Source organism: Amycolatopsis sp. WGS_07 (genome assembly GCF_045278895.1).
Classification (GTDB): Bacteria; Actinomycetota; Actinomycetes; order Mycobacteriales; family Pseudonocardiaceae; genus Amycolatopsis.
The window spans coordinates 9,637,526-9,656,850 of the sequence record NZ_CP136053.1 but is presented as its reverse complement, the minus strand read 5'-3'; the positions used below and the strand labels follow the sequence as shown (position 1 = coordinate 9,656,850).

Annotated in this window: 18 protein-coding genes, 1 tRNA gene and 1 pseudogene; 12 read left to right on the top strand and 8 right to left on the bottom strand. The window is 68.2% G+C overall.

All coding sequences use genetic code 11. The features are described from left to right. Nucleotides 1-27 precede the first annotated feature (27 nt). Entirely contained in the window at nucleotides 28-993 is a 966-nt protein-coding gene (locus RPX00_RS45235; RefSeq protein WP_406635245.1) for an Lrp/AsnC family transcriptional regulator, read from the top strand. Nucleotides 994-996: 3 nt separating this feature from the next. Here RPX00_RS45235 and helR read toward each other — a convergent pair whose 3' ends face one another. After that, nucleotides 997-3,174, bottom strand: a complete 2,178-nt coding sequence (gene helR, locus RPX00_RS45230) for an RNA polymerase recycling motor ATPase HelR (RefSeq protein WP_406635243.1) — start codon at nucleotides 3,172-3,174, stop codon at nucleotides 997-999. A gap of 96 nt (nucleotides 3,175-3,270) precedes the next feature. On the opposite strand from helR, the gene RPX00_RS45225 reads away from it, so the two are divergent. After that, nucleotides 3,271-3,825 carry a hypothetical protein gene (locus RPX00_RS45225; protein WP_406635241.1) on the top strand — a complete coding sequence of 185 codons (555 nt, stop codon included), beginning with the start codon at nucleotides 3,271-3,273 and terminating at the stop codon, nucleotides 3,823-3,825. A 641-nt stretch (nucleotides 3,826-4,466) separates the two neighbouring features. Here the strand turns inward: RPX00_RS45225 and RPX00_RS45220 are convergent. Next, nucleotides 4,467-5,576, bottom strand: a complete 1,110-nt coding sequence (locus RPX00_RS45220) for an aldo/keto reductase (RefSeq protein WP_406635239.1) — start codon at nucleotides 5,574-5,576, stop codon at nucleotides 4,467-4,469. A gap of 489 nt (nucleotides 5,577-6,065) precedes the next feature. On the opposite strand from RPX00_RS45220, the gene RPX00_RS45215 reads away from it, so the two are divergent. Then, on the top strand, nucleotides 6,066-8,318 hold the full coding sequence (locus RPX00_RS45215) for an ATP-binding cassette domain-containing protein (RefSeq protein ID WP_406635237.1): 2,253 nt from the start codon (nucleotides 6,066-6,068) through the stop codon (nucleotides 8,316-8,318). Nucleotides 8,319-9,269: 951 nt separating this feature from the next. Here the strand turns inward: RPX00_RS45215 and soxR are convergent. Beyond that, entirely contained in the window at nucleotides 9,270-9,722 is a 453-nt protein-coding gene (gene soxR, locus RPX00_RS45210; RefSeq protein ID WP_378312230.1) for a redox-sensitive transcriptional activator SoxR, read from the bottom strand. 96 nt (nucleotides 9,723-9,818) lie between these two features. Here soxR and RPX00_RS45205 point away from each other — a divergent pair, with 96 nt between their 5' ends. The 4 genes from RPX00_RS45205 to infA all read left to right on the top strand — a co-directional run bounded on the left by RPX00_RS45205 (nucleotide 9,819) and on the right by infA (nucleotide 12,582). After that, nucleotides 9,819-10,454, top strand: coding sequence for a DsbA family protein (locus RPX00_RS45205; RefSeq protein ID WP_406635235.1), 636 nt, complete (start codon nucleotides 9,819-9,821; stop codon nucleotides 10,452-10,454). Further along, nucleotides 10,454-11,386 carry an NADP-dependent oxidoreductase gene (locus RPX00_RS45200; protein WP_406635233.1) on the top strand — a complete coding sequence of 311 codons (933 nt, stop codon included), beginning with the start codon at nucleotides 10,454-10,456 and terminating at the stop codon, nucleotides 11,384-11,386. Before RPX00_RS45205 ends, RPX00_RS45200 begins: the two co-directional genes overlap by 1 nt. 187 nt (nucleotides 11,387-11,573) lie before the next feature. Then, nucleotides 11,574-12,371 carry a GNAT family N-acetyltransferase gene (locus RPX00_RS45195; RefSeq protein WP_406635231.1) on the top strand — a complete coding sequence of 266 codons (798 nt, stop codon included), beginning with the start codon at nucleotides 11,574-11,576 and terminating at the stop codon, nucleotides 12,369-12,371. After that, nucleotides 12,361-12,582, top strand: a complete 222-nt coding sequence (gene infA, locus RPX00_RS45190) for a translation initiation factor IF-1 (RefSeq protein WP_116202922.1) — start codon at nucleotides 12,361-12,363, stop codon at nucleotides 12,580-12,582. Before RPX00_RS45195 ends, infA begins: the two co-directional genes overlap by 11 nt. A gap of 40 nt (nucleotides 12,583-12,622) precedes the next feature. Here infA and RPX00_RS45185 read toward each other — a convergent pair whose 3' ends face one another. Then, entirely contained in the window at nucleotides 12,623-13,075 is a 453-nt protein-coding gene (locus RPX00_RS45185) for an SRPBCC family protein (RefSeq protein WP_406635229.1), read from the bottom strand. Between the two features lie 45 nt (nucleotides 13,076-13,120). On the opposite strand from RPX00_RS45185, the gene RPX00_RS45180 reads away from it, so the two are divergent. Beyond that, the gene (locus tag RPX00_RS45180) at nucleotides 13,121-13,714 is read left to right on the top strand and encodes a TetR/AcrR family transcriptional regulator (RefSeq protein WP_406635227.1); all 594 of its coding nucleotides are present in this window, start codon (nucleotides 13,121-13,123) and stop codon (nucleotides 13,712-13,714) included. Between the two features lie 14 nt (nucleotides 13,715-13,728). On the opposite strand, the gene RPX00_RS45175 is transcribed toward RPX00_RS45180, so the two are convergent. Beyond that, nucleotides 13,729-13,989, bottom strand: coding sequence for a hypothetical protein (locus RPX00_RS45175; protein WP_406635224.1), 261 nt, complete (start codon nucleotides 13,987-13,989; stop codon nucleotides 13,729-13,731). Between the two features lie 156 nt (nucleotides 13,990-14,145). On the opposite strand from RPX00_RS45175, the gene RPX00_RS45170 reads away from it, so the two are divergent. The 4 genes and pseudogenes from RPX00_RS45170 (at nucleotide 14,146) to RPX00_RS45155 (ending at nucleotide 16,025) form a co-directional block, all read left to right on the top strand. Beyond that, nucleotides 14,146-14,219: transfer RNA gene (locus RPX00_RS45170), tRNA-Ile, on the top strand. Between the two features lie 134 nt (nucleotides 14,220-14,353). Beyond that, nucleotides 14,354-15,346, top strand: a complete 993-nt coding sequence (locus RPX00_RS45165) for a tyrosine-type recombinase/integrase (RefSeq protein WP_406635222.1) — start codon at nucleotides 14,354-14,356, stop codon at nucleotides 15,344-15,346. Between the two features lie 60 nt (nucleotides 15,347-15,406). Continuing rightward, nucleotides 15,407-15,787: pseudogene (locus tag RPX00_RS45160) on the top strand (DUF2637 domain-containing protein); the annotation flags it as partial. Then, nucleotides 15,765-16,025 (top strand): hypothetical protein, encoded by a 261-nt coding sequence (locus tag RPX00_RS45155; protein WP_406643349.1) that lies wholly within the window; start codon nucleotides 15,765-15,767, stop codon nucleotides 16,023-16,025. The pseudogene RPX00_RS45160 and the gene RPX00_RS45155, both read left to right, overlap by 23 nt. Nucleotides 16,026-16,337: 312 nt before the next feature. Here RPX00_RS45155 and RPX00_RS45150 read toward each other — a convergent pair whose 3' ends face one another. The 3 genes from RPX00_RS45150 to RPX00_RS45140 are packed head-to-tail and all read right to left on the bottom strand — an operon-like array spanning nucleotide 16,338 to nucleotide 19,242. Then, nucleotides 16,338-17,309: an amidohydrolase family protein gene (locus RPX00_RS45150; protein ID WP_406635220.1), complete on the bottom strand. Its 972-nt coding sequence runs from the start codon at nucleotides 17,307-17,309 to the stop codon at nucleotides 16,338-16,340. Then, nucleotides 17,309-18,574, bottom strand: coding sequence for an MFS transporter (locus tag RPX00_RS45145; RefSeq protein WP_406635218.1), 1,266 nt, complete (start codon nucleotides 18,572-18,574; stop codon nucleotides 17,309-17,311). Before RPX00_RS45145 ends, RPX00_RS45150 begins: the two co-directional genes overlap by 1 nt. Before the next feature lie 47 nt (nucleotides 18,575-18,621). Further along, nucleotides 18,622-19,242, bottom strand: coding sequence for a hypothetical protein (locus tag RPX00_RS45140; protein ID WP_406635216.1), 621 nt, complete (start codon nucleotides 19,240-19,242; stop codon nucleotides 18,622-18,624). Nucleotides 19,243-19,325: the final 83 nt, after the last annotated feature.

Below are 19,325 nucleotides of genomic sequence, written 5' to 3'. Positions count from 1 at the left end.
TGACGGAATCAGCCACAATATTGGCTGATGACCGCACGGCTGGACCCCCTCGACCGCCGGATCGCCGGCGCGCTGCAAGTCGACGGCCGCGCGTCCTGGCGGCGGATCGCCGAGGTGCTCGACGCGCCGGAACGCACGGTGGCCCGCCGCGGGACACACCTGCTGCGCACCGGCGTCGTGACGGTTGTCGCCGTTTCGCCGCACGGCGTGCCGCTGCTGGTGCGCGGCCGCTGCCGGGCCGGGCTCGGCCGTCCCGCGGGCACCGCGCTCGCGGGACGGCCGGAGACGAGCTTCTGCTACCTGATCACCGGACAGGGCGAACTGGTCGCCGAGGTCTTCTGCGACCGCAACCGGCTGCCGACCTTCATGTTCGACGAGATGGCGGCAATCCCCGGCCTGCACGATCTGACGGCCGATACCGTCACCCGCTACTACCGCACCATCCACGAATGGCAGCCCGGCCTGCTCAGCCCGGCCGAGACGACGGCGATCTCCTCGCTGCCGCAGCCGACCCCGCAGCCCCGGCAACCCGACGGAGTGGTCTTCAGCAGCGACGAGCGAGCCATCGTGCGCGCGCTGCGCGAGGACGGCAGGCAAACCCACGAGGAACTCGCCCGCACCGCCGGAATCTCGGAATCGACCGTCCGCCGCCGGCTGGAAGCGTTGCGGCGGGAGGAAAAGGTGTTCATCCGGGCGGTGGTGGAGCCGTCCGTGCTCGGGCTGCCGGTGGAAGCGCTGCTGTGGATCCGCTGCCGCCCGCACCACGTCGACGACATCGGGCGGGCCCTGCTCGGCTCGCCCTACGTCCGGTACGCGGCGGCGATGACGGGCGAGTACCAGCTGCTCGCTGACGTGACCTTGCCCGACATCGCCGCGTTGCACGAGTTCGTCGGCAGCTCGGGATGGTCCCGGCAGGCGGATTCGGTGCATACCGGGGTGGTGCTGAAAGCGTTGAAGCGCAGCAGCGTCCTCACCCCCGAGCTGCGCCCCTGACGGCTACCTCCGTTCCTCCAGCCCATTCAGCACCGCCGGCAACGCGCCGCGGTGCAGCACGCCGAGCCGCTGCGTCGCCCGGGTGAGCGCGACATACAGCTCAGCCGCGCCGCGCGGACCGTCTTCGAGAATCCAGTCCGGATCGACGAGCAGCACCGCGTCGAACTCCAGCCCCTTCGTGTCCGACGCCCGCACCGCACCCGGCACGTCCGGCGGCCCGATCACGACGCTGGTCCCTTCCCGGCCCGCCTCCTCCCGGACGAATTCCTCGACGGCACCGGCCAATTCGTCGTCGGTGACCTTCTTCGACCACGGCCGGACCCCGCACGCGCGCACCGATTCCGGCGGCTCGACCCCCGGCGCGAACTCGGCCAGCACCGCGCCCGCGACCGCCATGATCTCGGCCGGGGTGCGGTAGTTGACGGTCAGCGACCGATAAACCCAGCGGCCGGGGACGTACGGCTCCAGCATCGAACCCCAGTCCGTCGCCCCCGCCGCCGACCGCCGCTGCGCGAGGTCGCCGACCACCGTGAACGACCGGCTCGGACAGCGCCGCATGAGCGCCCGCCAGTCCATTTCGGACAGTTCCTGCGCCTCGTCGACCACGACGTGCCGGTAGGTCCAGTCCCGGTCCGCGGCGGCGCGTTCGGCGAGGTCGCGGGTGTCGGACTCGACGAACCGCTCGGCCAGATCGGTGTCGTAGAGGAGGTGCTCCGCGGAGAGGCCGATGTCCTCATCCATCTCCTCGCGGTCGAGCCGCATGATGTCCAGGACGCCGGCCGCGTACTCGGCCTCGGCCTCGCGTTCGGCCTTGTCCTCCTGCTGCTTCGCCCGGTCAGGCGCCTTGCCGAGCAGGTCGATCAGCTCGTCGAGGAGCGGGACGTCCGACACCGTCCAGGCGTCGCCCCGCTCGCGCAGCAGCGCCCGGCTGGCACCGGCCGCGTCGAGCCGAGCGGGGGAGGAGTACAGCGTGGACAGCAGGCTTTCCGGGGTGAGAACGGGCCACAGCCGGTCGATCGCCTTGACGAAGTTCGGGTCGGACAGGAGTTCCTTGACGAGCGTCGAGCGAAAATCCTCCCACTCCTCCTTGTCGTCGCGAGTGAGCCAACCGCGCCCGATCCGCGCGATGGCGCGTTCGGTGAGCACGTACGTGACGATCTCGACAAACGTCGCCCGCGCCTCGTTGTGCGGCCGCCCGCTCTGCCGCGCCTCGTCCCGGGCCCACTCGGCGGTTGCCGCGTCGATCCGCAGGGTGCTGTCGCGAAGCTCGATGAGAATCGGCTCGTCCGGCAGCTCCTGCCGGTCCGCGACCGCTGCGGTGAGGACGTCGAGCATCCGCAGCGACCCCTTGAACTGCGCGACTTCCGGCTCGTCCTCGGCGCTCGTGTCCAACCCGGGAAGCAGCCCGCCCGGCGTGGTGAACACCACGTCGGACTCCCCGAGCGACGGCAGCACCCGCCCGATGTGATTCAGGAACGACGGATTCGGCCCGAGGACGAGCACCCCGTGCCGCTCCATCCGCTCCCGCTGCGTGTAGAGCAGATACGCGACGCGGTGCAACGCGACGACGGTCTTCCCGGTTCCCGGCCCTCCCTCAATGACCAGGACGCCGGGATGATCGAGCCGGATGATGCGATCCTGCTCGGCCTGAATCGTCGCGACGATGTCCCGCATCCCCTCCCCACGCGGCGCGTTGACCGCGGCGAGCAACGCGGCGTCGGCGTCGTTGCTTTGGTTGTCGGGGTCTCCGAAAACCTCGTCGGTGAACGAGGTCACCTGCCGCCCACGCGTGTGGAACTGCCTCCGCCGCCGCATGTTCTCGGGCGTAGCGGCGGTCGCGGTGTAAAACGCACTGGAAGCCGGAGCCCGCCAGTCGAGAAGGACGGGTTTGTAGTCGTCATCCTGGTCGAAAAGCCCGATTCTTCCGATGTAGGAATGGTCGCCCTCAGCGGAATCGAGCCGCCCGAAACACAACCCGGAGTCAGCGACGGACAACCGCCGCGTTTCGCGAGTGAGCGCACGCACCTCGACGTCCCGCTCGCCCGGAGTCTCGTCATTTCGTTTGAGGGCAGCGGTGTACCGCTCCTGAGCCCGCCGCCGCTCCTCGTCAAGCCGCCGATACAGCCCGGCGACGTAGTCCTGTTCGGACCGCAGTTCTTCTTCGTACCCCTGAGTTGACACGTGCCCCTCGCTGCTGTTATTCTGAACCCAGATTCGGCGCGAACTTCTTATCGGGATTGAAGACGCGTCGATTTTTTATTGTCCACCCTTTGTCAAGTGGCTGGTGGGACTGGGGCTTTTTCTCTGGCTTTCCGGCTTTGGCTGGCCGGGTTGTGGTGGCTGGCCGGGTTGTGGTGGCTGGCCGGGTTGTGGTGGCTGGCCGGGTTGTGGTGGCTGGCCGGGTTGTGGTGGCTGGCCGGGTTGTGGTGGCTGGCCGGGTTGTGGTGGCTGGCCGGGTTGTGGTGGCTGGCCGGGTTGTGGTGCACGCTCGTCCGAGCCGAGCCGAGCCGAGCCGAGCCGAGCCGAGCCGAGCCGAGCCGAGCCGAGCCGAGCCGAGCCGAGCCGAGCCGAGCCGAGCCGAGCCGAGCCGAGCCGAGCCGAGCCGAGCCGAGCCGAGCCGAGCCGAGCCGAGCCGAGCCGAGCCGGATGGGTTCGGCGGATGCCCAGGTGTCGGTCAGACCAGGCGGGCCGGGTCGAGCCCTTGGCGCGCCGATTCTCGGTGCTGCGGTCCTGGCTTTGGGGGCCGAGCCGAGTCCCGAGGCGCACCAGGCGGGCCGAGCCGTGGCCGACGGCGAAGTCGAGGCCAGTCGCGGTGGCCACGTCCCGGCGTGATGTCCCTCGGCGGCGGAGTGGGCTAGGGCAAGCGGGCTCGGATCGTCGCGGGGTCGGCCGCCGAGCCAGATCCGTCAAGCCAGGTCAGTCGAGCCGAGTCGGGCAAGGCTGGTCGGGTAAGCCGGGCCGGGTGTTGGCGGACTGCGCGGCGGAGAGCCAGGCGGCGCGGACCGGGCAGGCCGGACGGAGCTGATCCAGGCAGAGCCGGACAGGCAGGGTCACGCAGGACAGGCAGCGTCACGCCGCGCAGCGGCAGGGCGGCCGCGCGGATCGGGCACAGAGCCCTGATCACAGCGCACCGAGCCATGCGCGTCACACATCAGCCCGTTCCCCGGAAACACCACCCAACCATCGGCCCCGCACCCCAGCCGCAACCCCGTCGCACCCGGAGCCTCAAGACCCACGCGACCGAGCCCTCCCCAGCCACACCGGGCGGCTCGCTGCCACCGCGCCATCCCCGTACGCCCTGCGTCCGAAACCTGCCCACCGCAATCGCACCCCAACCCCCGACAGCTCGAAATCCCACGGTCGAGCAGCGATTCTGCGGCATCCCCCGGGGCTTGCGGCAAGCCCCGGGGTGCGCTATATCTTGAAAAGGGCGGGGGAAATCATTCTTCACACAGCGCGGATTCCCGCGCGGTTCACGGCTGCTTCGCCGGCACCCAGTTGCGCACGGCCGGTCGATAGCCCTCCGGCTTGTCGCCCACTTTCGCCCCGGAGTTGACCAGCCACGACTGGTAGTCCGGCGTGAACATCCGGTACACCCCGGCAGGCGGCACTTCGCTCGCCTGGTCCAGGGCGTCGCGCAGGTCGGCGGGCAGGGTGAAGTCGAGAGCGCGCATCGTCGCGCCCAGTTGTTCCGCGCTGCTCGCTCCGACGATCGCCGACGCGATGCCCGGCTGCGTCGCGACCCAGTTGATCGCGACCTGCGCCATCGTCACGTTCAGTTCGTCGGCGACCGTCTCGAGGGTTTTCAGCAGTTCCCACTGCTGCGCGGTCCAGGCCCCGCCCTCTCCGGCCAGTCGTCCTTCGCCGGTCAGGCCCGCGGACGAGCTGCGGTATTTGCCGCTCAGGAATCCGCTGCCGAGCGGGCTCCACGCGGTGATTCCCAGGCCCAGTTCCTGACCCGCCGGGACGTGCTCGGTTTCGATCGTCCGCTCGATCAGCGAATACGGCAGCTGAAGGCTGATCATCGGCGGCAGCGAATGCGCGTCGGCGAGGGTTTGCGCGCGGCTGGCGTACCAGGCTGGCACGTCGGACAGCCCCGCGTACCGGATCTTCCCGGCTCGCACCAGGTCGTCAAAGGTTCGCAGCACTTCCTCGACCGGTGTGATCCGATCCCACGTGTGCAGCAGGAACAGGTCGAGATAATCGGTGCCCAGCCGGCGCAGCGACTCCTCCACCGACCGGATCATGTGCTTGCGGCCGTTGCCGCCCGCGTTCGGATCGCCTGGGTCGACGCTGTTGGTGAACTTCGACGTCAGCACGAGCCTGTCCCGGTTGCCCGCCTCCGCGATGAACGTGCCGAGCAGCCGCTCGCTCTCGCCCGCGGTGTAGAAATCAGCCGTGTCGATGAAGTTGCCGCCCTCCTCGACGTACTTGCGGAAGATCGGCCGCGCCTCCTCCGCGGTCTTCCCGTACGCGGCGTGGAACCCGCTGGTGCCGAAATTCATCGTGCCGAGCGCGAGCCTGCTGACGCGCAGTCCGGACCGGCCGAGCAGGTAGTACTGGTCAAGAGACATCGGGGTCATCGCTCCGTTCCCGAAAACACGCGCGGGTGGTTCCCGCCTGGCTCGGCCAGGGTGCCCGGGCAAAAATGGACCAGCAAGTCCAAAAACGGGAGGGTGTGATCCGTTCACAGCGGGGGAGCCGGGCGGTGAGAAGGGTGTCACAGGGGACTGCTCTGTGTCGGCGGCCCGGGCCGGATCGGGGTCGGGTCGCGAGCCAGCCTCGTGCGGACTTTGATATTGCAAGACCGAGACAGCCTCGTGCGGACTCTTGATGCTGAATCACACCGAGCTGACAGCGGAGTGAGAAGAAATAACAGTGCCAGCCAAGGAATATCAGCTGGTGCTCGCTAGGAGCCGAATGTTCCGCGCGGAATAATCCAGGCCAAAGACCCAGGTTTTCCCTTGCCCGACAAGGGTTTCCCGGACTTGCGTCACCGGACCTCGGCCAGCCGGCGGCAACCTGATCAACCCGCCCCGGCGCCACCTCGGGCGGGACGTAGGCTGGCGGACATGCCGTCGAACATGATCAGCCTCCGCGGTGTGCGCACGCACAATCTCGCCGATGTGGACGTGGACATCCCGAAGCATCAACTGGTCGCGGTCACCGGCGTTTCGGGCTCGGGCAAGTCGTCGCTGGCGTTCGCGACGCTGGCGGCCGAGTCGCGGCGGCAGCTGTACTCGACGATGCCCGCGTTCGTGCGGACCAAACTGCCGCACGATCCGCAGCCCGAGGCCAGTTCGCTCAGCGGGCTCACCACCGTCGTCGTGGTGGATCAGCGTCCGCTCGGGACGAATTCGCGGTCGACGGTCGGCACCGCCACCGAGGTGTGGACGATGCTGCGGATGTTGTTCTCCCGCTTGGGCGAACCGTCCGCGGGATACTCGCCCGCCTACTCGTTCAACGATCCGTCCGGCATGTGCCCGGCTTGTGCGGGGCTCGGCACGGTCACCGACATCGACGGCGAGCGGATGATCGACCGCAGCCGTTCGCTCAACGACGGGGCGATGATCTTCCCCAGTTTCGCCGTGGACAGCTGGATCTGGAAGCGTTATGTCTACTCGGGATTCTTCGACAACGACCTGCCGTTGCGGGAGTGGCCTGAGGAACTGGTGCAGTTTCTTCTGCACGGGCCGACGCAGAAGCCGCCGAATCCGTTGCCCCGCTTCCCGGCCAGCGCCAAGTACCAGTCGATGGTGCCGCGGATCCGGCGGCTGCTCGTCGAACGCGAGGCCAAGCCGGGCCCGGCGGTGCGGGCGGCGCTCGCCGAAGTGACTCGGCAACGGCCGTGCCCGGACTGCGATGGCAGCAGGCTCGCCCCCGCCGCGCGGGAAAGCCGGATCAACGGCGTGTCCATTGTGGACTTAGGATATCGCGACGCGGCGGGGTTGCTGGAATTCTGCGCCGGGCTGGATCACGAATGGGCGCGTCCGCTGGTGGCGGCGCTACGGCTGCGGCTGGAATCGATGATCACTCTCGGGCTCGGCCATTTGCACTGTTATCGAGCAACACCGACGTTGTCCGGCGGTGAATCGCAGCGGCTGAAGCTGGTGCGACATCTGGGATCGAGTCTCACCGATCTCACGTACGTGCTGGACGAACCGACAGACGGCCTGCATCCGGCTGACGTCGCGTCGCTGGTCGACGTTCTGCGGCGGCTGCGCGATCACGGCAACACGGTGCTGGTCGTGGATCACCACGAAGCCGTGATGGTGGCGGCGGACCACGTGATCGACCTGGGCCCGGGAGCCGGGGAAGCGGGCGGGCGCGTGGTGTTTCACGGACCACCGGCAGAGCTGCGGAAGGCGGACACGACGACCGCGCGGGCGTTGCGCACGGGCGTCCGGCTCAAGGACACGCTGCGGGAACCCACGGGCTGGCTGCCGTTGCGCGGGCTGGACCGGCACACTCTCCGCGGCATCGACGTCGACGTGCCGACCGGAGTGCTCACAGTGATCACCGGCGTGGCCGGCTCCGGGAAATCGACGCTCGCCGGTGAACTCGCCGAGCGGCACCCGCGGTTCACGGTGGTCGACCAGAGCCAGATCGTCGCGACGGCGCGGTCGACGGTCGGTACCTGGCTCGGCCTCGCCGACCCGGTGCAGCGCGCGTTCGCCGAGGTGAGCGGGGAGTCGCCGCGCCTGTTCAACCCGCGTTCGCAGGGCGGATGCCCGGCCTGCCGCGGCACCGGGGTGCGGCGGACCGATTTGGCATTTCTCGAGGACGTCGACACCCCGTGCGAGGAGTGCAACGCGACCGGATTCCGTGCTGAGGCACTGAAAACGCGGCTCGAGGGACGGACCGTGCTCGAGGTGCTGGGCACGCCGGTGTCGGCGCTGGCGCGGTACGTGCCGCATCCGGACGTCGTGCGGCTGGCCGAGCTGCTGGGCGAACTGGGACTCGGGCACCTGGCGAGCGGCCGCACCCTCGACACGCTTTCCGGCGGCGAGCGGCAGCGGCTGAAACTCGCCCGTCAGCTCGACTCGACCAGCGACGACCTGCTCGTGGACGAGCCAACGGCCGGCCTGCACCCCAGTGACACCACGCGGATGGTGGCGCTGCTGGACCGCCTCGTCGACGAGGGCCGGACGCTCGTCGTGGTCGAGCATTCGCTGCACGTGGTCGCCGCGGCGGACTGGGTGCTCGACCTCGGCCCCGGCGCGGGCGAGAACGGCGGCCAGGTGCTGTACACCGGCACGCCGAAGGGACTCGCCGAGCACGACGGGGCGACGGGACGGTATTTCCGGGCCGCCCTTGGCGGTTGACGGGCGTTGCCGCCGTGGGCTCGGTGCGGGCGGGTGGCATTGGCGGGCTCGGGTCGGTGGTTGGCTGGGAATCGTGGTGCCGGGCGCTTGGTGGGGCACGGGTCTCAGTGGGTGGCGGGGGCTCGGCGGGGCACGGGCCTCGGCGAGTCGCGGGGTTCGGCGGGCACGGACCTCGGTGGGGCACAGGTCTCATGGGTGCCGGGGGGCTCGGTGGGGCATGAGTCTCGGTGGGTGGCGGGGCTCAGTGCGGCATAGGCCTCAGTGAGTGGCAAGTCTCGGCGGGACATGGACCTTGGTGGGTGCCGGGCCTCGGTGGGTCACACGCCTTGGTGGGCGCCATGGCTCGGTGGGTCACGGGCCCCGATGGGTGCCGTGGCTCGATGGGGCACAGGCCTCGGTGGGTGGCGGGGCTCGGCGGAGCATGGGCCTCAGCGAGTGGCGGACCTCGGTGGGGCACCGGCCTCGGTGAGTGGCGGACCTTGGCGGGCATGGACCTCAGCGAGTGCCGGGCCTCGGCGGGCACGGGCCTCGGTGAGTGCCGGGCCTCAGTGGGTCACGGGTTCGGTGGGGGCGTGGGTCTCAGTGATGGCGGTCCTCGATGGGTGACGGGCCGCCGGGCAGCAGTTGCGGGCTGAGGTCGGTGCTGGCAGGGAAGGTCTGTCGACAGCGCCTCGGGCACGGTGGCACCGTCAGGCGGCGATCGGGGCCGTGTTTCTGAGTCGCGCTCGACGGTCCTGGCGGTGTTAACGGATCACAGCCCGCTACTGGCGGGGCCCGGCCGAAGCGTTCACGGATCACACTCGGCGATCGGCGCGGCCCCGACCTCTCGACAGGCCCTGACGGTGTTAATGAATCACACTCGGCTTCTGGCAGAGCCCCGCAGCGGTGTTAGCGAATCACACTCGGCCAGCGAACTGGCGAGCAACATCACCGCCGGGAGGCACCATCCCGCTAATGCGGGAACCTCCGCGCCCCGGCACCCGTCTGCCCGAGGACGTCGTCCGGGTTCGAGTACGGGCAGGATTTCAGCGACAGGCAGCCGCAGCCGATGCAGTCGGTGAAGCGGTCTCGCAGTGCGGTCAGTTCCTCGATCCGGGCCGTGAGCCGGTCGTGCCAGCGGCGGGAGATGCGGGCCCAGTCGCGTTTGGTCGGGATGCGCTGGTCGGGGAGTTCGGCCAGCGCGTCCTTGATTTCCTCCAGTGATACCCCGACCCGTTGCGCGGTGCGGATGAAGGCGATCATCCGCAGCGTGTCGCGGCGGTATTCGCGCCGGTTGCCGCTCGTGCGCCTGCTCGTGATGAGGCCGCGGCTTTCGTAATAGTGCAGCGTCGGGACGCTCACGCCGGCGCGTTCGGCGATCTGTCCCGGCTTCAGCCAGACGACCTCGCTTGTGATCTGGGGCATCGCAGCTCTTTCCGTGCTTGACATCAAGTCCGCTTGATGAAGTCCACTGTAAACACCGCTCAGCCGGCGGAGACGAAAGCGCGTGAAGGGGATTTTGTGACGACTACGACCCTGCGGATGTGGGCCGACGTGTTGTGCCCGTGGTGCTGGATGGGGCATCGCCGCCTCGCGCGAGCGATCGCGGAGTCCGGTGTTCCGGCGCGCGTCGAACATCGGAGTTTTCTTCTGTCCCCGGAAGGGCCGGGCCCGCTGCGCCGGCGGATCGCTGAGGTCGCGACGGGCGAATGGGGAATGAGCGCGGCGGAATGGGGACGGCGCCGGGACCGGATCGAGCAGGCGGGGCGCGCGGACGGGCTGCGGATTCGCATGGATACCGCGTGGGCGCTCGATTCCCGGCCGGCGCATCGCGTGCTCAAGCTCGTCGCGGCGCGCGGGCTGGACGAAACCGAGGCGTGGGAAGCGATGTTCGCCGCGCATTTGCGGGACAACCTTGATGTGGCGGATTGGAAGGTGCTGGCAGAATTGGAAACTGGGCTGAAGCGTGACGAGGTTCTCGCGCTCGCGGAAAGCGCCGATTATACGGCGGAAGTGCTTGCGGACCACCAAGAAGGACAGTCTCGCGGAGTGCGTTCCGTGCCGACTGTGGCGTGGGGAAATCACACTGCCGCCGGGGCACGCAGTGTTGCGGAGCTGGTGGAATTCGTCCAGTCGGCAGCGAAGGCGGCGGCCTGATGACGGGGATTCCGGAGGTGATGCGCGCGGCCGCGATCGACGAGTTCGGGCCGGTGGAACGGCTGATCGTTCGCGAACTGCCGACGCCGGCGGCGGGTCCTGGGGAGGTGCTGGTGCGCGTCGAGGCGGCTGGCGTTCAGCCGACCGACGTGGCGATCCGGGACGGGTGGACGCCGCCGGGCGCGACCATCGAGTTCCCGCAGATCCTGGGCAACGAGTTCGCCGGCACGATCGTCCAGGTCGGCGCTGGGGTGACCGAATTCGAGGCAGGACAACAGGTTGCCGGGTTCCGGGTGCTGGGCTGCTATGCCGAGTACGTCAGCGCGCCGGCCAGTCAGGTGGTCCTCAAACCCGAGAGTGTCGATTGGCTGACGGCGGGGGCGTTGTCCGCGTCCGGGCAGACGGCGCACACCGCGTTGGAACGGCTCGGCGCACGTTCCGGCGAAACGATCCTCATTCACGGCGCGGCCGGCGGCGTCGGATCGATGGCTGTTCAATTATCACACCACCGCGGTCTGCGGGTGATCGGAACTGGCAGCGCGGAAAATCAGGAGTATCTCCGCGCGCTCGGTGCCACGCCGGTGGTGTACGGCGACGGCGAACTCGACCGGATCCGCGAAGCCGCGCCGGACGGGATCGACCTCGCTTTCGACACGGCAGGGCACGGGAATCTTCGCACTGCGGCGGAGATCGTGGCCGATCGCGGGCGGATCGGGACCATTGTGGAACCGGCGTTGGCCACCGAAATCGGCGGTCAGTGGCTGAACAGCGACCGGTCCGCGCGGCGGCTTCGGGAACTGCTCGACCTGTGCGCGCGGGGAGAACTGCGGGTCGAGGTACGGGCGGAGTACCGGCTGGAAGACGTCGCGAGCGCTCATCGCGAGGTGGCGGTCGGGCACGGGCGCGGCAAGGTGGTGCTCCGGATCGGCTGAGGCGGATTAATTCGCTGGACGGGGGTCGCGGCGCGTGGTTATGGTTCGCCCGACCGTGACTCGACGCCGGGAGGTGAGCCCCATGAACACTGTTTCGATGTGGGTGCTCCCCGTGTCGTCACGGTCGGGCGGCTGACGGAGGGTTGCCAGGAGCGCCTTGATCAAGGCACTCCGAAAGGTGACCATCTTGGACACTCTGCGTTTCACCGCGGGCGAGCCCGCGGTGCGAATCACCCGGGTCGAACCGGGACTGTGGCAGGCGCTGGACGACGACGACGGCCGGCTGGCCGGTCGCGGCGAGACCAGCACCCGGCCCGACGGACGGGTTTTCCTCAGCATCGACGCCTGGCACCGCTCCGTTTTCGACCAGCTAGCCCGCGAAATGCTGGCCGCGCTGCCGGTAACGGTGCACACAGTGGTCGACGAGACCGACCGCGAACTTCTCGACGGCTGGCACCAGGCCGGTCTGACAGTCCGGCGGCGCGAGTGGGAGTACGTCGTGCCCACCGATCCGCAGGTCACCGGGCTGGCTGTGCTGCCGCCGGGCGTCACGATCGTGCCCGCCGGGGCGGTCGAGGACGGGCCGTTGCGGGAGCTGGACCGCGTTATCCGAGCCGAGGTCGAGGCGACCGTCGGCTGGTCGGAGATGCCGGCCGAGGTGCTGCCCCGCCCGGCCGGCGACACCGTGGTGGACCCGTCGAAGTACGCCGTGGCTGTCGATGACGGCGAGTACGCCGGTCTGATCCGGGTGGTTCAGGTGCAGCGCCTGCCCCGGATCGGGCTGATCGCCGTCCGTGCGAATCGGCAACACCGGGGCATCGCGCGCGTGTTAATGATTCACACTCTCGGCGTTCTGCACCGAGCAGGGATCACAACGGCGTCGGCCGAGGTGAACGAGGCCAACGAGGCGGCGACGGCGTTGTTCGAGAGCGTCGGCGCCCGGCGGGCGAACAGCACGGTGGAGCTGGTGCGCTATGGCCGGTAAGGGCGGGATCGAAGTCGAAGGAACCGTGGTCGAGTGTCTGCGCGACGCCCGGTTCACGGTCGAGCTGGCGAACGGGCACCACGTGCTCGCCCACATCAGCGGCAAGATCAGGAAGAACTTCATCAAGATCGTGCCGTATGACCGGGTGCTGGTGGAGTTGAGCCCGTACGACCTCGACCGGGGCCGGATTCTGTTCCGGTACCGGAACTAGCGCGGGCGCCCTTGCGGTCCAGGCCGGGACCGCAAGGGCCTCAGCCCGCTTTCGCGGCGGTGGCGAGGCGGGTCAGCGCGGCGCATTTCCGGTCGAAGTTCGCCACGATGTCGCCGCCGATGATCCGCACCATGACCAGGCGCAACGGGCCGTCGATGACGATGTGCTGGGTTAACTCGGCGCCGCCGGGAACGGCCGCGACGCTCCATCCGAGGTTCATCTGCCCGAGCGGAACGGGTTGACGCAGCCCGATCTCGTGCCCGGGACGCCAGGTCGTGAAGGTGAAGTCCTGCGCGATCCGGTCGTGCACGCGGCCGCGGAAGCCGCCGCTGGGGTGGATGAATCCGGTCGAACCGGCAGCGATCGGCCCGTGCAGTTCGACGCCCGCGACGTCCGGGTCCCAGCGCGGCCAGCTCTCGACGTCGGCGAGGACGTCCCAGAGCGCGCCGGGTTCGACCGGAAGAGTGCGAACGGAGGTTTTGTCCCAAGTCATGCCCCCGAAGATATACGGAACTGCCAGTCTCGTAAACTGTGCGCTATGACGCACAACCGGCGCGGACGGCCGCGGGAGCAGGGCATCGACGCCGCGGTGCGGACCGCGGTCAACGAGCTGCTGGAGGAGGTCGGCTACCAGCGGTGCACGGTCGACGCCATCGCCGCGCGCGCCGGGGTGGGCAAAGCCGCGCTGTACCGGCGCTGGAAGTCCAAGGCGGAACTCGTCTTCGCGGCGGTCGTGCACGATGACGCGCTCGCCGCACCACCCGACACCGGCACCTTGCGCGGTGACGTGGCAGGGGTTCTCGCCGACATTCAGTCCGCTTTGGACGGACCGCAGGTGCGAAACGCCTTGCCCGGCCTGCTCGCCGACCTCCAGAGCGAGGACGCGCCGACCGCACGCCTCGGCGAACTGTTCCTGGTGCGGGAACGGGCCTATCTGGCGGAAGTGCTAGACCGCGCGGTCGACCGCGGCGAGCTGTCCCGCCGCCCCGAGGTGGTCGTCGTGCACGCGATGCTGCTCGGCTCGGTTTTCGCCTGGCTGCACCTGTTGCGCGAAGCGGCACCGCCGGGCGGCCTAGCGGCGGCGCTCGCCCCGGGCGTGCATGCGGCTATCGTCGAACTAGGCCAGGCGTAAGGGATTCCGCAGCCTCACCTGCGCGGCCGGGGCGACGGCTTACGCCGGGACAGCTCGTCCGCGATTATCGCGTCCATGCGGGTGTTCGCGCTGCGAAGCACGCGGTATCCACGCTGTGCCAGCACGATTACCGCAACGCTGACCACCACGGCGATCGACAGGACCGGCCCGTGCGAGACCAGGGTGTCGCGGTAGTCGCGAGCGAGATAGCCCAGCCCGAGACCAGCGGCGAGCGCATCGAGAAGCGCGAGCGGAACCCGTCCGGGGATGGGCATGGCGGTCTCCTCTCGGGACCCGACCCCCAGCAATCTAGGCGACCGGCGGCCTCCGCGACGGGGTCTGGACCCGATCGGCCTACGGCCCCGGGTCCGTCCGGCCCTTGTGCTAAGTTGAGTCGAACTGGGGGGATCGACCTGCGGAAGCGAACCCAGGGGCCGGTAGCTCAGTTGGTTAGAGCAGGGGACTCATAATCCCTTGGCCGTCGGTTCGAGCCCGACCCGGCCCACTCTGCCTCCCCTTGCATAGTGTGTGACCTGCGAAAACGCCCTCAAAAATGATCTTGAGGAGCGGTGTCGCGGAAGCGCTGGAAACGAGCACAGCGCTGGTAACCCAAGGGATTGTTCGAGTAAGCCTGTTTTCATGACCGCCGTTGAGGCACCGCTGGAGGTGCTGGAGCCCGATGACATCCGGGAGCTCGTCTCGGACTGGAGAACGCATCTGAGGGCCAAGAACCGCGCCGACTCCACGATCGACGCCTACCTCGACAGCATGGCCATGCTGGTCAACTACCTCGACGACGAAGACATCTCGATGGTGGCTCCCGACATCGGTCGCCGGGAGCTGGAGCGGTATTTCGAATATCTCCGCCAACGGCCGAATTTCCGCACCGGGGAGTCGCTGTCGCACAGTTACATCGCCAAGCAGTACCGGCACTTGCAGCAGTTCTGGCGCTGGCTTGATGACGTGGAAGAGATTGTCGAGCTGTCCCCGTTTTACAAAATGGAGGTGCCGCACGTCCCGGACAATCCGCCGACGGTCTTGCGCGAAAAAGAGTTGAAAGCGCTGCTTGCCACTACGAAAGGGAAAGGATTTGTCGAACTCCGGGACCGGGCGATCATTCTGGTGCTGGTCGACTGCGGAGTCCGGGTCGGCGAGCTGTCGCTGTTGACGGTGGCAAATCCAGCGGAACAGGAGCGCGGCAGCTTCGTTTTCGACGTCGATGTCGTCCGCGTTCTGGGCAAAGGGCGTCGCGTGCGCGACGTGCCCTTCAACCCGGCGACCGCGGAAGCTGGGCGCGGTCGTCCGGATCGGCGGCGCCGTCCCCGGGATCGCCTTCGCGGTATACACGATGCGAATCAGAAAACTGGTGCGGCAGGAGTCGTGGAGCTTGCGAGCCGCGGGCGAGCGGGCAGTTGCTGGCTGTCTGGTTTGTGCGATGGGGGTAATGGCGAGCCTGGTCGCAGTGGTCGGAGGGCCGGATTTGAGCGGAGGCAGTGCCTGGCTAGGGCTCGTCGTGCAGGGCCTCGGCGGCTTTCAACGCGGCCAGCGTGCGGCCGTGTCCACGTCGGTAGTGGGAGGTGGTGCCCCAGGGGAGGCACCGGTGAAAACCCCACGGGTCTGTCAGGCTTCTGAGCTGCGGATTTGTGGTGTGGTGGAGTTTGAGATGGTGCGTCGTCGGGGTGGTGGCGCGTGATGTCGGGTCGGTCGTGGTCGTTGCGGGTGCAGTGTGGTGCGACGGGTTTGGTGGTGTTGGGTGCGGTGTATGCGTCGTATCAGCATGGTCGGGTGTTCGCGTTGCGGTTTGGTGCTGATGGGACGACGGCGGTGATTTGGCCGTTGATTGTGGACGGGTTGTTGACGTTGGCGACGGTGGAGTTGTGGCGTGGTCAGCGGGGGAGTGGTCGGTGGTTGGCGTGGGCGGCGTTCTTGTTCGGGATTTCGTTGTCACTCTGCGCAAATATCGGTGTGGCTCCGTCGTTGAGTGTGTTCGGGGTGACGGTGGCGGCTTGCCCTCCGCTTGCTCTGTTGCTTGCCGTGGAGTTGCTCAACCGTGCGTTGCGGCGGCGTCGTGCTCGACGTGATGGTGCCGGTGCTCGACGGTCTGGACAACTGCCGCGTGCTGCGTGCCGAGGGCGACTTCGTGCCGATCCTGATGCTGACCGCACGCACCGCCGAGCTGCGAAGCCTGGCGACGATGGAAGCGATGGCCGCCGACACAATGGCTCTGCCCCACCTGGCGATCCCGGGCCGGACCGGGTGGCTCTACCCGCCCGGCAAGACAGAGGTGCTGGTGAACGCCTGCTGGAACTGACCGCCGACCCTGCCCTCCGCGCGAGAATGAGCCGAGCCGGTCGAGAAGCCGCGGCCAGGCACGGAATAGCCCGGACCATGGACCGTACGAGGACCTCTACCGAGCCCCGACGGGGTGTCCCTGGGCGCTCCCGTACCCGGCCAGGCCAGTAGACCAGCGGGAGTTGGTATTTCCAAGGAGGTGTACCTGTGGCGGCGGCATGTTCGTCGCGACGGGTTCTCCTCGATGTTGGCGGGCGGCGTCACGGTCAGGCAGCGGCTGCGGCTGGACACGAAGCTGGCACCTTTGCTGCGCAGCTGAGCGTTCTGACGCTCAAGGCGTTTTCGGTGTGGTTCCCAATCGGCGGGCGGCGAGGGGAAACAAGTCCAGCGCGCGCCGGCGGACGGTCGCGGTCTCCGCTGCGGTCAACACACCACAGTGTTGGAGGCTGTTCCGGTTTTCTTCCGCGGTGTCCACAGTGGTGCATGGTGCGCCCCAGTCGCTGCCGTACACGATGTGGTCGGCTCCCAGGATCGCCGCTGCTGGCAGGAGCGAACTCGGGAAGGCTGTCGCGGCGGTGTCGACGTAGACGGTTTCCAGCTGGTCTTCCAGGTCGTGTGCCGACAGTCCGTGCGGCACCCATGACTCGTTCCCGAGCAACGACACCCGACCGGCGAGTGCGGGAAACGCTCCGCCGCAGTGGGCGAATACGAACGTGATGCCCGGGAACTGGGCGAAGACCTTCCGGAACAGCATGTCGAAGACGGTCCTGGCGGTCTCGAAGGCTACTTCGTACAGCGGCGCCGGGTGATCCAAGGTCGGTGGTCGCCGGGCGTCCGGGTGGACGAATACGACGGATCCCCATTCGTTGAGCTGTTCCCAGAGTGGGAGGAGAGCCTCGTTGCCGAGGTGGGTGCCGTGGTAATTCGCGGTGACAGCGAACCCGTCGGTGCCGAGGAGTTCCCGCGCACGGACGGCCTCGTCGAGTGCGACGGCCGGGTTGTCGGTCGGCAGGGCGGCCAGCAGTCCGAACCTGGTGGGATGTTGTGCCACGATCGCCGCGCCGTAGTCGTTGGAAGTGCGCAACGCGTCCAGCGTGCCCGGAATGTTGCTCAGGAACTGCATTGCCGTACCTGATCGGTCCAAGTAGGCCAATGTTCGGTCCAAGGACCATTCGAACGGTTCGGGGAGGAAGATTCCGCGGCCGAGCATCGCTTGCCAGGCGCGTCTCGATTGGTCCTCGGTTGCCGGAACGGTGAAGTGCGCGTGGATGTCGATGTATCCGTTGTCCGGGAGTGAAGTCATCAAGTCTCCGATTCTTGGCCGGTCCGGCATCCGTTTCCGAACCGGACGTGCCGCAGGCCTGCGAAATACGCGAGGGCGGACAGGAGGCTGATCGCCGCGGACACGCCGAAGACAGCGCGGAAGCCGAACGGGCCGTCGGCCAGGGGGCCGAGCAGCAGCGGGGCGGCGAAGTTTCCCAGCGGGAACAGGGCGTAGATCCACGACGTGGCGCGGCCGAGTGCGGCCGCCGTGACGGATTCGCTGGCCAGCGTGGGGACAGCGGGCATGACGAGGCCGATTCCGACGCCGATCAACGCCGCGCCGAACGGCAGGAGCAAGGGCCTGGCGGAGAGGGCCAGCAGCGCGAATCCCAGTGCCGGCGAGGCCAGGGCGAGCACGAGGATCGTGCGAGGCCGAAGGTGTGCTTGGAGCCGGCCGTAGGCCATGCCGACGACGGCCGCGGGACCGGTGGCCGCGGCGAGGAACCCCGCCACTTCCAGCGGGCCGGACACTCCGAGTTGGTTCAGGCGCTGGGGCAAGAACGCCACGAGAACATACAGCAGCACGGCGACGATGAAGATCAGCGCATACAGCCAGAGGAGGACCGGGGCGTCGCGGATTACCGACCGCATGCGCACGGTGTCGGCAGAGTGTGCGGAAGGCTGAGAGTTGTTCTTCCTCGGAGTGTCCGGAAGAAGCCAGACGGCCGCCGCGGCGAGAGGCAGCGCGACCAGGTACAGGAGGAAGGGGCCGCGCCAGCCGATGCCGAGGCCGCCGACGATTCCGGCCAGCAGCGGCCACAGCACCTGGCCGACGTTCCCGATCCCGGACTGGTAGCCCATGACGGTGGCGCGGTCCCTGCTGTGCCGGAGGGTGAGCATGCCTACTGTGTAGGCGACCGTCATGACGCCGACGGCCACGCCGAACAGCGCCCGGATCAGCAGGAGCAGCGGATAGTTTCCGGACAGGGCTCCCAGCCCGCCGAACACGCCGTAGGCGATGAGGGACGCCGTAAGCAGTCGTTTCGTGCCGACCCGGTCCGCCAGAGCGCCGGCCACTGGGGCGCAGGCCGCGATCAGCAGGCCGTGCATCGAGATGACCAGACCTGCCTGGCCAGGAGAGAGGCGGAAATCGTCGCGGATCAGCACGACGACCGGACCGAGCACGGCACCGGCTTCCGCGCCGAGGGCCGCGCTCGCGAGGAGCACGATCAGCCCTGCCGAGTTTCGAACCGGCGGGCGGATGCTGTTCGAGGGGGTCGCTTGGGGGGCGGGTTTCGCGTCCATTGCTGAGTCCTTCGACTGCGCTGTCGTGGGAACGGACTTCGAAAGACTTAGCGGAGGCCGTTCTCGAAGAGTTTCAACCCTTCTTCGATCTCGGACAGCGGGCTTTCGGCGAGGTAGGGAGCCAAGATGGTGCGTGCCTGCTCGGGAGTGGTCAGCGCGGAGGCGTCCACCTCGTCCACCCGCCAGCTGCCGAAGTCCTCGTAGATGAACTCTCCGTACAGCCGCCCGTCGCGGTAGGGCCACGCGGCGGCGAAATTGTGCGACACCTGGTAGGTGCGCTGCGGGTCGGTGTCCTCGCCGGCGAGAGCGGGATCGTCCCCTCGCAGTATTTGCGCGAAGACGGCTTCGATGAAGATGCCGTAGTCGGAGACGGCGACTTCTTCTTCCAGTGCACCGAAAACGTTCATGTTCTCCCCGACGACCTTCGAGTAGAAGGCACGGACTTCCGCCATGCCTTCGCAGACCGTGGTACGGCCGCGTTCGCTGATCCGGTACGAAGGATTGTCGACGATCATGGCGGGAACGAGGATGTCCTCCCAGAATCCGGACACCTCCAGCAGCGCGTGCCGGCGGTAATTTTTCAGCATGTGCCGATGCCGGGGATTCTCGACGCGCGCGAGTGCGGCGTCGACTCCGGACGGAACGCTGCGAACGTCGAACAATTTCACGACGGCTGGTCTCCTTGTGATTGCGCGGAGTTCTGAGTGCTGGCACGGAATGCTCGCGCCGCCGCCGGTCCGCGCACAACGTC